The sequence below is a fragment of the Pseudomonas sp. SCB32 genome (assembly GCF_009189165.1).
Lineage (GTDB): Bacteria > Pseudomonadota > Gammaproteobacteria > Pseudomonadales > Pseudomonadaceae > Pseudomonas.
On record NZ_CP045118.1, the window covers coordinates 6,061,807 to 6,074,220 of the forward strand.

Consider the following 12,414-nt stretch of genomic DNA (forward strand, 5'->3'; position numbering starts at 1 on the left):
GTGCATAACACCGTCACTCCCGCGAACGCGGGAGCCCAAAAGACCGTTGCTCCTGCAAAAGCCGGCTCTTACAGATCGCTCTCCTCCACCGGCCGCACTTTGGCGTCGTCGATGGCATAGGCCGCGTCGGCCATTTCATTGCTGACCTTCTCGATCTTCAGAGTGCCGGTAACCCAGATCGGGCTGTAGATATCGGCGATCTTGATGCCCTTGGGGTAGCGCACCAGGACGATCTGGTTCGGCGGCGGTGGCGGCACGTGGATGCAGGCCCCCGGATAGGGCACCAGGAAGAACTCGGTGACGCGGCCCTTGGCGTCGTTTTCCAGCGGCACCGGGTAGCCGCCCAGGCGCAATGCCTTGCCATTGAGCGCGGCGACCGTCTTGGTCGAGTACATCACCGGCGGCAGCTTCTTGTCGGCCTGCTTCAGGCCGCCCTTGTTGGTAAAGGTGCCGTTGGCCTCGGGGCCGTTGTGGGTGATTTCCGGCATGTCTTCCAGCGCCTTGCGGTCGCTCGGCGGCATCAGGGACAGCCAGTCGGTTTCGGGAAGGTCGGCGGCGGATGCCAGGGAAGTCAGCAGCATCAGGCTGCAGGCAAGCAATGTACGGCGCATCGTGGACTCGAAAGGCCCGGTCGGGCAAAAGCGGGGGTTGTTCCAGCGCCCTCTCCCATCGCGGGAGAGGGCTGGAAATCACCGTCAATTCTTCTTGATCAGACCGTAAATGACCAGCAGGACGATGGCGCCGATCACTGCGCCGATGAAACCCGCGGCCTGCCCCGCGGCGTAGATGCCCAGTACCTGACCGCCATAGGTGGCCAACAGCGAGCCGCCGATGCCGATCAGGATGGTCATGATCCAGCCCATGCTGTCGTCGCCCGGCTTGATGAAGCGTGCGACGAGTCCGACGATCAGGCCGATGACGATGGTTCCGATGAAGCCCATGACGATCTCCTTGTGGATTGAGCGCGGAGAATGCGCGCCGGTCATCAGACAGTGTAGGAAAGCCTGGCGTTCCGTGTTCAGCCGCGCGCCAGAGCGACTGCGAGTGTTTCGTGAGCGTTACGCCAGTATGGAAAACAGGCAGAAAAAAGCCGCGTCAGTGATTGACGCGGCTCTCTCTCAAGCACCTTGCCCGGCGGACCGTCAGGCCTTGGCGATCAGTGCCTCGACCTCGGCGATGCGCGCCTGCAGGGTCGGCAGATCGGCACTGCGCAGGGTGGCGTGGCCAACCTTGCGCCCGGCCTTGAAGGCCTTGCCGTAGTGGTGCAGGTGGCAGTCGGCGATGTTCAGCACGTCAGACACTGGCGGCACCTCGCCGATGAAATTGAGCATGGCGCTCTCGCCCACTTTCGCGGTCGAGCCCAGCGGCAGACCGGCGATGGCCCGTACGTGGTTCTCGAACTGGCTGCACTGCGCGCCCTCGATGGTCCAGTGACCGGAGTTGTGCACGCGCGGAGCGATCTCGTTGGCCTTCAGGCCACCGTCGACTTCGAAGAACTCGAACGCCATCACGCCAACGTATTCCAGCTTGTCCAGCACGCGACCGACGTAGTCTTCGGCCAGCGCCTGCAGCGGATGGTCCGTGCTGGCCACGGAGAGGCGCAGGATGCCGTTCTCGTGGGTGTTGTGCACCAGCGGGTAGAAGCGGGTTTCACCGTCGCGGGCACGCACCGCCACCAGCGAGACTTCGCCGGTGAAAGGCACGAAACCTTCGAGGATGCAGGGCACGCTGCCGAGTTCGGCGAAGGCGCCGATCACGTCCTCGGGCTTGCGCAGGACCTTCTGGCCCTTGCCGTCGTAGCCCAGGGTGCGGGTCTTCATCACGGCCGGCAGGCCGATGCTGGCCACCGCGGCCTCGAGGTCGGCCTGGGACTGCACGTCGGCGAAGGCCGGGGTCGGGATGCCCAGGTCCTTGAACATGGACTTCTCGAACCAGCGGTCGCGGGCGATGCGCAGCGACTGGGCATTCGGGTAGACCGGCACGAACTGCGAGAGGAAGGCCACGGTCTCGGCCGGCACGCTCTCGAACTCGAAGGTCACCAGGTCGACTTCATCGGCCAGCTGACGCAGGTGTTCCTGGTCGCTGTAATCGGCGCGGATATGTTCGCCCAGCGCTTGCGCGCAGGCGTCCGGCGCCGGATCGAGGAAGGCGAAGTTCATGCCCAGCGGAGTACCCGCCAGGGACAACATGCGGCCGAGCTGACCGCCACCGATGACACCGATTTTCATGGTTCGAGCCTGTGCTTGCTGACACTGTTCGGGGGCGCCGCGCAGGCGCCCTATTGCTCACGCGTCGCGCGGGTCCGGGTTGTCCAGGACCGTTTCGGTCTGGATGGCACGGAACTCTTTCAGCGCTTCGTGATACTTCGGGTACTTACCGCCCAGGATGCTGGCGGCCAGCAATGCTGCGTTGGTGGCGCCGGCCTTGCCGATGGCCAGGGTGGCGACCGGGACGCCAGCGGGCATCTGCACGATGGACAGCAGCGAATCGACGCCCGAGAGCATGGAGGACTGCACCGGCACACCGAGCACCGGCAGGTGGGTCTTGGCGGCGCACATGCCCGGCAGGTGGGCGGCACCGCCGGCACCGGCGATGATCACTTCGATGCCGCGGCCGTCGGCCTCTTCGGCGTACTGGAACAGCAGGTCCGGGGTGCGGTGGGCGGAAACCACCTTCACTTCGTACGGAATGCCGAGCTTGTCCAGCATGTCCGCGGTGTGGCTCAGGGTGCTCCAGTCGGATTTGGAACCCATGATCACGCCAACCAGTGCGCTCATCGTCGTGCCTCTCTCAAGTGCGCTCTTGTGCGCGTCAGAAACCAACAAGCCACGCTCGTCGGAGGCGTGGCTTGTACGTGGCCAAACCGGCGGGCAGTGCCGGCTTGAAGGCGGCGCAGTATACCGCAAAGGGCGCACCGGGGTGCACCTGCCGTGACCGTCTGTCCCGATTTCGTCATTTCCCCCTACCGACGTGCCTGACGACTTCGGAAAAGCTTGCTTCAGCTCAAGGTGGCCTAGGCTCAGAGGCTCAGACTCTTCTGACACCTTCCTGCCCGGATGGGGCAGGCCCCTCACCCTTCAAGGAGCGAGCGCAATGTCCATGACCCTGCCCACGACCATGAAAGCCGCCGTCGTCCACGCCTTTGGCGAGCCACTGCGGATCGAGGAAGTCAAAGTCCCGCTGCCCGGCCCCGGGCAGATCCTGGTGAAGATCGAGGCCTCCGGCGTCTGCCACACCGACCTGCACGCCGCCGAAGGCGACTGGCCGGTGAAGCCGAGCCTGCCTTTCATTCCCGGCCATGAAGGCGTCGGTTTCGTCGCAGCGGTCGGCCCCGGCGTCACCCGCGTCAAGGAAGGCGACCGCGTAGGCGTGCCCTGGCTGTATACCGCCTGCGGCTGCTGCGAACACTGCCTGACCGGCTGGGAAACCCTCTGCGAGCACCAGCAGAACACCGGCTACTCGGTGAACGGCGGCTACGCCGAATATGTGCTGGCAGACCCGAACTTTGTCGGCATCCTGCCGAAAAATGTCGGCTTCACCGAGATCGCACCGATCCTCTGCGCGGGCGTCACCGTCTACAAGGGCCTGAAGGAAACCCAGGCGCGCCCCGGCCAATGGGTGGCAATTTCCGGAATCGGCGGGCTCGGCCACGTGGCCGTGCAATACGCCAAGGCCATGGGTCTGCACGTGGTGGCGGTCGATGTGGACGACGCCAAGCTGGAACTGGCCAGGAGCCTCGGCGCCAAGCTGACCATCAACGCGAAGAAGGAAGATCCGGTACACGTGGTGCAGCGCGATATCGGCGGCGCCCACGGCGTGCTGGTGACGGCCGTCTCCAACAGCGCCTTCGGCCAGGGCATCGGCATGGCCCGCCGGGGCGGCACCGTCTCGCTGGTCGGCCTGCCGCCGGGCGACTTCCCCACGCCGATCTTCGACGTGGTGCTCAAGGGCCTCCACATCACCGGCTCCATCGTCGGCACCCGTGCAGACCTGCAGGAAGCCCTGGACTTCGCAGGTGAAGGCTTGGTGAAGGCCACCGTCAGCGCCGGCAAGCTGGATGACATCAATGCCATCCTCGACCGGATGCGCGCCGGGCAGATCGAAGGACGGATCGTCGTCGAGATGTAAGCCCATTGCGCGGGGCGGCTCCCGTCCCGCGCCTATCCTCCACCTGTAGAAGCGGGCCATGCCCGCGATCCGGCCGCAAGGCCAGCGTTTTGCGCCTTCGCGGGCATGGCCCGCTCCTACGAAAGCACTGCATGCCGAGGTCAGGAACGCAGGGCGAAACAGCGTCTCAGAGGTTCTCGTCGGTCCCCATGCCGCCTTCCAGCTTGCGCCACAGCAGGCGGATCTGCGCCTTGCGCACCAGGGCGCAACGGTACAGGCGGATTTCCTGCGGCACGATCCAGTGCGGGCCGCCGCACACCGCCAGCTCGCCGCGTGCCAGCTCCGCCTCCATGCTCAGGCGCGGCACCCAGGCCACGCCGATGCCCTGCAGGGCCATGCTCTTGAGGCTGTCGGCCATCGCCGTTTCATAAACAGTGGTGTAGCGCAGGTTGCGCTGGCGCAGCAGCAGGTTGACCCCGCGACCGAGGAATGCGCCGGCGCTATAGGCCAGCAATGGCACGCTCTGGCCGCTGTCCAGGTCGTACAGCGGCACGCCGGCGGAGTTCACCGCGCAGACCGGGAGCATCTCGGTGCGCCCCATGTGCAGCGAAGGGAAAACCTCGGGATCCATCTGCAACGCGGCATCCGGGTCATAGAACGCCAGCATCAGGTCGCAGCCGCCTTCACGCAGCAGGTGCACCGCCTCGCCAACGTTGGTCGCCACCAGGCGGCTGGCGATGTTCAGGCCCTCGGAGCGCAAGCGCGAGATCCACGCCGGGAAGAAGCCCAGCGCCAGGGAGTGGGCGGCGGCGAACTGCAGCACTTCGCCCTGCCCGCCTTCCAGGTGGTGCAGGTGGCGCACCACCTGGCCGAGCTGCTCGACCACGGCGCGCGCGGTGACCAGGAACAGCTGGCCGGCCTCGGTCAGCTCGATGGGCGTGCGCTGGCGGTTCACCAGCGTCAGGCCCAGGGCATCCTCCAGGCTGCGGATGCGCCGGCTGAAGGCCGGCTGGGTGACGAAGCGCTTCTCGGCGGCCTGGGAAAAGCTGCGGGTGGTGGCCAGGGTGCTGAAGTCTTCCAGCCATTTGGTTTCGAGGTTCACGTCATCTCCAGCGCGGCGCAGCGCTTGATCGATTGGTCAGGAGCCGGACGCGCGTAACACAGCCATACGCTTGCCGTCACCATTTCGTCACAGGGTACATTATGCCGTTTGTGCATGAGGCAGCTTTTAACAGCATTGGCCGACGATCGGCGAAATGCCTAGTCTACCGGGCATCGCGGCACTGGCCGTGTTTCTCTGAGACAATCCCCGTCATGTCCCCTGTTGCATCGTTCCGCATCGAGAAAGACCTCCTCGGCACCCTCGAAGTACCTTCTGACGCCTACTACGGCATTCAGACCCTGCGCGCTGTGAACAACTTCCGCCTCTCGGGCGTGCCGCTGTCGCACTACCCGAAGCTGGTAGTCGGCCTGGCGATGGTCAAGCAGGCGGCAGCCGATGCCAACCACCAGCTCGGCCACCTGTCGACCGAGAAACACGCCGCCATCAGCGAGGCCTGTGCCCGCCTGATCCGTGGCGATTTCCACGACCAGTTCGTGGTGGACATGATCCAGGGTGGCGCCGGCACCTCGACCAACATGAACGCGAACGAAGTCATCGCGAACATCGCGCTCGAAGCCATGGGCCACGCCAAGGGTGAGTACAAGTACCTGCATCCGAACAACGATGTGAACATGGCGCAGTCGACCAACGACGCCTACCCGACCGCCATCCGCCTGGGCCTGCTGCTCGGCCACGACACCCTGCTGGCCAGCCTCGACAGCCTGATCCAGGCCTTCGCCGCCAAGGGCGTCGAGTTCGCCAGCGTACTGAAGATGGGCCGTACCCAGCTGCAGGACGCTGTGCCGATGACCCTCGGCCAGGAATTCAAAGCCTTCGCCACCACCCTGGGCGAAGACCTCGACCGCCTGCGTCGCCTGGCGCCGGAACTGCTGACCGAAGTAAACCTCGGCGGCACCGCCATCGGCACCGGCATCAACGCTGACCCCGGCTACCAGAAGCTGGCCGTCGAGCGCCTGGCAGCCATCAGTGGCCAGCCGGTCGTCCCGGCCGCCGACCTGATCGAAGCCACCTCCGACATGGGCGCCTTCGTGCTGTTCTCCGGCATGCTCAAGCGTACCGCGGTCAAGCTGTCGAAGATCTGCAACGACCTGCGCCTGCTGTCCAGCGGCCCGCGCACCGGCATCAACGAGATCAACCTGCCGGCTCGCCAGCCGGGCAGCTCGATCATGCCGGGCAAGGTCAACCCGGTGATCCCGGAGGCCGTGAACATGTGCGCCTTCGAAATCATGGGCAACGACCTGGCGCTGACCATCGCTGCCGAAGGCGGCCAGCTGCAGCTGAACGTGATGGAACCGCTGATCGCCTACAAGGTTCTCGACTCGATCCGCCTGCTCCAGCGCGCCATGGACATGCTGCGCGAGCATTGCATCACCGGCATCACCGCCAACGTCGAGCGCTGCCACCAGTTGGTGGAGCACAGCATCGGCCTGGTGACCGCGCTGAACCCCTACATCGGCTACGAGAACGCCACCCGCATCGCCAAGATCGCGCTGGAAACCGGCCGTGGCGTCCTGGAACTGGTACGCGAGGAGAAGCTGCTGGACGAGGACACCCTGGCCGACATCCTGAAGCCGGAAAACATGATCGCCCCGCGCCTGATTCCGCTGCGCGCCTGATCATCCGCCCGGCGCGAGCCGGGCACGTCTCACCGGTTGAGGGGGAGCACTCCTTCCTCACCATTCAGGGATTGGTTACCCCCGATCCCTTCTTTTATACCCGGCGCCACGGGATTTTTACCCGCCGCGCCACGTCTCACCGGTTGAGGGGCCTCTTGGCCCACTCTCCATTCGAAGGGACACCGCTTACCCGGTGTCCCTTTTTTTTCGCCTGTGATACGGGCACGCCAAAAACATCGCGGACGGAGTCCGCTCCTACGCAGGTTCAGGTTTCGTAGGAGCAACTGTCTATTGGGCTCCCGCGTTCGCGGGAGTGACGGTGTTATGCGCAATCCCCCGCACACGTCATCCCCGCGAACGCGGGGACCCAGAAAACAACGAAGGAGCAGACTTCAGTCCGCAATTGACATGGTTTGCGAGAAGAGACGCTCGGGATCAATCCTGCCGCTGCAGGTGATCGAGAATCCGGCGGTTGAGGGCGGCGATACGCGTTTCGGCGTCCGCCTCGTCGCACTCCTCGTCCTGCTGCGCGCCGAGCTGGCGGGCGCAGAGGTTGAGTGCGGAGAGCACCATCAATTCATTGCTGGTGACGTAGGGGAATTTCTTCTTGCTGGCGGCGATTTCCGCCTGCAAAAGCGCGGCCGCGTCCTGCAGCCGGCGCTCTTCACCGGCCGGCGCTCGGACGCTGTATTCGCGTCCCAGAATGCGCAGGACGCGGACGCCGTCGCCACTCATGCCTGGGCGCGGCTGTCGCTGACGCGGCGGATCAGCGCCTGCAGGCGGGTGGCGGTCGCGTTGTGCTTCTCTTCCTGCTCCATGAGGGACAGTTGCAGGCTGTCGTTTTCCTCACGGGCCTTGAGCAGCTCTTCACGCACCTGGGCGTTGTCCTGCACCAGCACGTCGTTCTGCTGCAGCAATTCAGCAACCAGCTGTTCAAGTTGTTCGAGGGTGGAATCGAGCATGGGAGCCTCCGCAAAGCCTTTCAAAGGGTGCGGAGGATAAAGAAAGGGGCGCCGCGGGGCCAGCGAAACCGGCGATCTTCGGACAAGCCGTATGCTGTCAATTCAATAGCTTACGGTGTAATTCTCGAGCTATTTCAATGATTTCCCGCTTGACCTGCGATTTGGACCGGAAAATCGCAGACAAAGTCCGCACCTACGGAAAATTCCCACCCACGCACGGAGGCTTTTTTGCAGGAGCGAACTTGCTCGCGAAAGGGGCGCGCCAGTAGTGGGCGGTTCGCGAGCAAGCTCGCTCCTACGAAGAGCGGTTCGGCGCAGTCAGACGCGAATGACGCCTTCCTCGCGCAACAGCTTGAAGATCGCCTCGGCCCCCGCCTCGGGCGACAGGTCCTTGAGCACCTGGCCGGTGCCGCCGGAAGCCTTGGCGGTGGCGGCCTTCATCCGCTCGGCGCCGGTCTTGGCCTTGATCACTTTCAGGCGCTTGGGACGCGGGCGTGCCGGTTGCAGGTTGCCCTCGGCGAGCAGCGGGTCGTCCACCACCTCCACCTCGGAGGCTTCCAGGTAGCCACGACGAGCCGGACCGAAGGCGCTTTGCCGGGCAACCGGCGCAGCGTTGTCGACGCTGGCGACGAAGGGCAGGCGCACCTTCAGCCGGCGCCGTTGGCCACGGGGCAATGCCTGCAATACCTGGGCGCTGCCGTTCTCCACTTTTTCCACTTCCGCGAGCCCCACCACCAGCGGCCAGCCGAGGCGTTCGGCGAGCAGGAAGGGCAGCATGCCGGAGCCTTCGCCGGTTTCCGCCTGGGTGCCGGTCAGCACCAGCTGGGCGTCGCTGTCGGCCAGGTAGGCGGCCAAGGGCGGCAGGGCGTCAGCCCCATCGGGTTGTTCCAGCACCGCCAGCTCGTCCAGGCCCATGCCAAGGTAGCCGCGCAGTGCCTCTTCCTCGGCATTGCCGGCGTGCACCACGCGCAGGCGCTTGCCCGCCAGGCGCAGGCCGAGCTCCACCGCGCGGGCATCCTGCTCGGCACGGCGCGCACGGCCGGAGGCCGGGTGGGCGCCGATGGAGACCAGGGTGACGATGTTCAGGTCGTTCATGATCGATCTCACATACCGCGTTTATTGGGTTCCCGCGTTCGCGGGAATGACGTGGGCAAAGAACTGCAGGACGCACGAACCGTCATCCCCGCGCACGCGGGGACCCAGGGAAATAGACTCAGGCCGCATCACGCGCCGCTCCGTTGCGATGGGCCTCGGCCAGTTCGATCAGCGCCTTGAGGATCGCGGTGGAGTCGCCGATCACCGAAAGGTCAGCGCGTTTGATCATGTCGCAGCCCGGGTCCATGTTGATCGCCACCACCTTGTCGCAGGAACCGATGCCCTGCAGGTGCTGGATCGCCCCGGAGATGCCCACCGCGAGGTAGACCCGCGCGGTGACCCAGGTGCCGGTGGCGCCGACCTGACGGGCACGCGGCATGTGGCCGTCGTCCACCGCCACGCGGGAGGCGCCTTCGGTGGCGCCCAGGGCAACGGCGGCGGCGTGGAACAGGTCCCAGTCCTTGACGCCGTTGCCGCCGGAGAGGATGAACTCCGCCTCGGCCATGGGAATCTGCGCCGGGTCCACGGCCACCGGGCCCAGGTCCTCGATGCGCGGCAGGTTGCGGGCGACGTTGCTGTCCAGTTCGACGGCCCGCGCTTCGTGACGGGTCTCGCTGATCGGCTCGGCGCATTCGGCTGCGGCCAGGATCAGGCGCGGCAGGTCGCGGTGCAGGTCCTGCTGGCCGGCACCGGCGCGACCGACGCAACGCTCGCCCTCGGCCTGCCAGACGCGGGTCGCCGGGCGCTCCCCCAGGCTTGCCGCCAGGCGACGGCCAAGCTCGCCGCCACCGGTGCGACTGTCGGGCAGCAGCCAGTGACGCGGAGCAAACTGGCTGTTCGCCGAACGCAGCGCCAGCACCCGTTGTTCCGGGGCGTAGCCGTCGTATTCGTTGCCTTCGATTTGCAGCAGGCGGTCGACGCCGGCGGTCTCGAAGGCGGTTTCCTTGTGCTCGCCGAACACCACGGCCAGCACTGCGCCGTCGCTGCCGGCGAGCTTGCGGGCCAGGCCCAGCAGGTCGCGGTCGTGGCTGGAGAGACGGCCGCCGACCATGTCCGGCACCACGGCGATGAGGAAGGCCGGTTGCTCGATCATCACCAGCGGCAGCTGGACCACTTCCGGCGTGCTGCTGCGCTTGCCGCCGGTGCCTTGCTGGCCACCGGAACGATCGATGCGCTTGACGCCATTGGGCCCGATGAATCCGACCGCATGGGGATTCTTGCGGATTACTCCGTTGGGGCCCATCCAGCGGCTCTCGCCGCCCTGGGCGGACTGCATGGCCGCGTGCAGCGGATGCAGGCGGTTGCGGGCGATCCACTCGACGCGGGGATCGCGGCGGATGATGTCGCTCATGACTGGACCTCCAGCGCGAAGGTGCTCTTCGTAGGAGCGAGGGGGACGCCCTCGTTATTGCTCGTGAACGGGTCAGCACCGAAGTTGGGGCGGTTCGCGAGCAAGCTCGCTCCTACAGGCCCGTGCTGCGTATGAGTCTGGAGATTCATCAGTGCACCTCCGCCATTTCGTCACGCTTGGCCAGCGACGGCTTTTTTGCCGCCACCTCGGTGGCCTCGATGAGGACCTCGGCGACCAGTTCGGCAATGTCCTTGATCTCCGGGCGCGGGGCGACCACGCCTTCGAGCATCGCGGTGCATTGCGGGCAGCCCACGGCTACCAGCTCGGCGCCGGTTTCCTTGATGTCGACCATGCGCATGTCGGGAATCCGCTGCTTGCCGGGGATGTCGGTGATCGGCGCGCCGCCGCCACCGCCGCAGCAGCGCGAGCGGAAGCCGGAGCGTTCCATTTCCTTGACCTGGATGCCGATGGCCTTGAGCACGTTGCGCGGCGCTTCGTACTCGCCGTTGTAGCGGCCGAGGTAGCACGGGTCGTGGTAGGTGACGCTGTCGGCCTTGCTCTGGCCGAGGTTCAGCGAACCCTTCTGCACCAGCTCGTCGATGAAGGTGGTGTGGTGCAGTACCTGGTAATTGCCGCCCAGCGCGCCGTACTCGTTCTTCAGCACGTGGAAGCTGTGCGGGTCGCAGCTGACGATGCGTTTGAAGCGATACTTGGACAGGGTGGCGATGTTGCGCTTGGCCAGGGTCTGGAAGGTCGCCTCGTCACCCAGGCGGCGAGCCACGTCGCCGCTGTCGCGCTCTTCCAGGCCGAGCACGGCGAAGTCGACGTTGGCGGCCTTGAGGATCTTCACGAAGGCGCGCAGGGTGCGCTGGTTGCGCATGTCGAAGGCACCGTCGCCCACCCAGAACAGCACGTCGGCCTGCTGCTTGTCGGCCAGCAGCGGGAGGTTCAGGTCCGCCGCCCAGTTCAGCCGGCCGCCGGGGGCGAAGCCGCCGGGGTTGTCGGTGGCGATGAGGTTTTCCAGCACCTCGGCGCCCTTGTTCGGGGTCGCGCCCTTCTCCAGGGTGAGGTGGCGGCGCATGTCGACGATGGCATCGACGTGCTCGATCATCATCGGGCACTCCTCGACGCAGGCGCGGCAGGTGGTGCAGGACCAGAGGGTCTCGGCGTCCACCAGGGCCTTGCCGTCCAGCGCGACGATCGGCTGGTGCGGGCCGCCGCTGTGTTCGCCCAGCGGTTTGCCAGGGTACGGGCTGCCGGCGAAGTTGGCGTCGCTGCCACCGGCCAGGCCGATGACCATGTCCTGGATCAGCTTCTTCGGGTTCAGCGGCTGGCCGGCGGCGAAGGCCGGGCACATGGCCTCGCACTTGCCGCACTGCACACAGGCGTCGAAGCCGAGCAGCTGGTTCCAGGTGAAATCAGTGGGCTTCTCGACGCCCAGCGGCGCCATGGGGTCGGCCAGGTCCAGCGGCTTCAGGCCGGTGGAACGGCCGCCACCGAAGCGCTCGGCGCGGCGGTGCCAGGCCAGGTGCAGGGCACCGGCGAAGGCGTGCTTCATCGGGCCGCCCCAGGTCATGCCGAAGAACAGCTCGGACACGCCCCAGGCCACGCCAATGGCGAGGATCGCCGCGAGGAACCAGCCGCCGAAGCCTTCCGGCAGGATGCCGGCCACCGGCAGGGTGGCGATGAAGAAGCTCGCCGAGAACATCAGCAGGCTTTTCGGCAGACGCATCCACGGGCCTTTCGACAGCCGCGCCGGCGGGTCGAGACGACGCTTGGCGACGAACAGCGCGCCACAGAACATCAGCGCGGTGGCGGCCAGCAGGGCGAAGCCGAGGATACGGCTGTGCAGGCCGAAACCGTGCACCAGGATGGCCAGCAGCGCGGCGGCGACGAAGCCGCCGGCGGTGGCCACGTGGGTCTTGGACATGTACTTGTCGCGCTCGACCACGTGGTGCAGGTCCACCAGGTAGCGGCGCGGCATCTTCAGCAGGCCACCGATCCAGTCGACCTGGGCGGGCCGGCCACGGCGCCACATCGAGAAGCGCTTCACGGCGCCCAGCACGGCAAGGCCGAGGGCGCTGAAGAGCAGGATGGGGAGGATGATGTTGAGCATTTCTGGTCTCCCTACGGGACCGGATGAACGCGGAAAGGACTCGT

Annotated in this window: 12 protein-coding genes; 2 read left to right on the top strand and 10 right to left on the bottom strand. The window is 66.1% G+C overall.

Going from position 1 to position 12,414, the window contains the following annotated elements:
* Positions 1-68 precede the first annotated feature (68 nt).
* From GA645_RS27625 to purE, 4 genes are all read right to left on the bottom strand, one after another.
* Positions 69-611: a DUF3299 domain-containing protein gene (locus GA645_RS27625; protein WP_152227412.1), complete on the bottom strand. Its 543-nt coding sequence runs from the start codon at positions 609-611 to the stop codon at positions 69-71.
* A gap of 84 nt (positions 612-695) precedes the next feature.
* The gene (locus tag GA645_RS27630) at positions 696-941 is read right to left on the bottom strand and encodes a GlsB/YeaQ/YmgE family stress response membrane protein (protein ID WP_152227415.1); all 246 of its coding nucleotides are present in this window, start codon (positions 939-941) and stop codon (positions 696-698) included.
* A gap of 201 nt (positions 942-1,142) precedes the next feature.
* The gene (locus tag GA645_RS27635) at positions 1,143-2,228 is read right to left on the bottom strand and encodes a 5-(carboxyamino)imidazole ribonucleotide synthase (RefSeq protein ID WP_152227417.1); all 1,086 of its coding nucleotides are present in this window, start codon (positions 2,226-2,228) and stop codon (positions 1,143-1,145) included.
* A 57-nt stretch (positions 2,229-2,285) separates the two neighbouring features.
* The gene (purE, locus tag GA645_RS27640; RefSeq protein WP_152227423.1) at positions 2,286-2,777 is read right to left on the bottom strand and encodes a 5-(carboxyamino)imidazole ribonucleotide mutase; all 492 of its coding nucleotides are present in this window, start codon (positions 2,775-2,777) and stop codon (positions 2,286-2,288) included.
* Positions 2,778-3,099: 322 nt separating this feature from the next.
* On the opposite strand from purE, the gene adhP reads away from it, so the two are divergent.
* On the top strand, positions 3,100-4,128 hold the full coding sequence (gene adhP, locus GA645_RS27650) for an alcohol dehydrogenase AdhP (RefSeq protein ID WP_152228341.1): 1,029 nt from the start codon (positions 3,100-3,102) through the stop codon (positions 4,126-4,128).
* A 166-nt stretch (positions 4,129-4,294) separates the two neighbouring features.
* Here the strand turns inward: adhP and GA645_RS27655 are convergent, their stop codons facing one another.
* Complete coding sequence (locus tag GA645_RS27655) at positions 4,295-5,209, bottom strand: LysR substrate-binding domain-containing protein (RefSeq protein WP_152227425.1); 915 nt, start codon at positions 5,207-5,209, stop codon at positions 4,295-4,297.
* A gap of 212 nt (positions 5,210-5,421) precedes the next feature.
* Between GA645_RS27655 and aspA the strand changes: the two genes are divergently transcribed.
* A complete protein-coding gene (aspA, locus tag GA645_RS27660) occupies positions 5,422-6,846 on the top strand; it encodes an aspartate ammonia-lyase (RefSeq protein WP_152227427.1) in 1,425 nt (474 codons plus the stop codon).
* A 435-nt stretch (positions 6,847-7,281) separates the two neighbouring features.
* Here aspA and GA645_RS27665 read toward each other — a convergent pair whose 3' ends face one another.
* The 5 genes from GA645_RS27665 to dgcB all read right to left on the bottom strand — a co-directional run bounded on the left by GA645_RS27665 (position 7,282) and on the right by dgcB (position 12,370).
* Positions 7,282-7,581: a cell division protein ZapA gene (locus tag GA645_RS27665; RefSeq protein WP_152227429.1), complete on the bottom strand. Its 300-nt coding sequence runs from the start codon at positions 7,579-7,581 to the stop codon at positions 7,282-7,284.
* Complete coding sequence (locus GA645_RS27670; protein ID WP_152227431.1) at positions 7,578-7,808, bottom strand: hypothetical protein; 231 nt, start codon at positions 7,806-7,808, stop codon at positions 7,578-7,580. Before GA645_RS27670 ends, GA645_RS27665 begins: the two co-directional genes overlap by 4 nt.
* 318 nt (positions 7,809-8,126) lie before the next feature.
* Complete coding sequence (locus tag GA645_RS27675) at positions 8,127-8,903, bottom strand: electron transfer flavoprotein subunit beta (RefSeq protein ID WP_152227433.1); 777 nt, start codon at positions 8,901-8,903, stop codon at positions 8,127-8,129.
* 118 nt (positions 8,904-9,021) lie between these two features.
* Complete coding sequence (locus GA645_RS27680; RefSeq protein WP_152227435.1) at positions 9,022-10,254, bottom strand: electron transfer flavoprotein subunit alpha/FixB family protein; 1,233 nt, start codon at positions 10,252-10,254, stop codon at positions 9,022-9,024.
* A 148-nt stretch (positions 10,255-10,402) separates the two neighbouring features.
* Positions 10,403-12,370, bottom strand: a complete 1,968-nt coding sequence (dgcB, locus tag GA645_RS27685) for a dimethylglycine demethylation protein DgcB (protein WP_152227437.1) — start codon at positions 12,368-12,370, stop codon at positions 10,403-10,405.
* Positions 12,371-12,414: the final 44 nt, after the last annotated feature.

What these genes read in the sequence shown, in the direction of transcription:
- GA645_RS27675 (WP_152227433.1), bottom strand. Translation starts at nt 8,903, where the DNA reads ATGAACGACCTGAACATCGTCACCCTGGTCTCCATCGGCGCCCACCCG.
- adhP (WP_152228341.1), top strand. Translation starts at nt 3,100, where the DNA reads ATGACCCTGCCCACGACCATGAAAGCCGCCGTCGTCCACGCCTTTGGC.
- GA645_RS27625 (WP_152227412.1), bottom strand. Translation starts at nt 611, where the DNA reads ATGCGCCGTACATTGCTTGCCTGCAGCCTGATGCTGCTGACTTCCCTG.
- GA645_RS27670 (WP_152227431.1), bottom strand. Translation starts at nt 7,808, where the DNA reads ATGCTCGATTCCACCCTCGAACAACTTGAACAGCTGGTTGCTGAATTG.
- dgcB (WP_152227437.1), bottom strand. Translation starts at nt 12,370, where the DNA reads ATGCTCAACATCATCCTCCCCATCCTGCTCTTCAGCGCCCTCGGCCTT.
- purE (WP_152227423.1), bottom strand. Translation starts at nt 2,777, where the DNA reads ATGAGCGCACTGGTTGGCGTGATCATGGGTTCCAAATCCGACTGGAGC.
- GA645_RS27680 (WP_152227435.1), bottom strand. Translation starts at nt 10,254, where the DNA reads ATGAGCGACATCATCCGCCGCGATCCCCGCGTCGAGTGGATCGCCCGC.
- aspA (WP_152227427.1), top strand. Translation starts at nt 5,422, where the DNA reads ATGTCCCCTGTTGCATCGTTCCGCATCGAGAAAGACCTCCTCGGCACC.
- GA645_RS27665 (WP_152227429.1), bottom strand. Translation starts at nt 7,581, where the DNA reads ATGAGTGGCGACGGCGTCCGCGTCCTGCGCATTCTGGGACGCGAATAC.
- GA645_RS27635 (WP_152227417.1), bottom strand. Translation starts at nt 2,228, where the DNA reads ATGAAAATCGGTGTCATCGGTGGCGGTCAGCTCGGCCGCATGTTGTCC.
- GA645_RS27630 (WP_152227415.1), bottom strand. Translation starts at nt 941, where the DNA reads ATGGGCTTCATCGGAACCATCGTCATCGGCCTGATCGTCGGACTCGTC.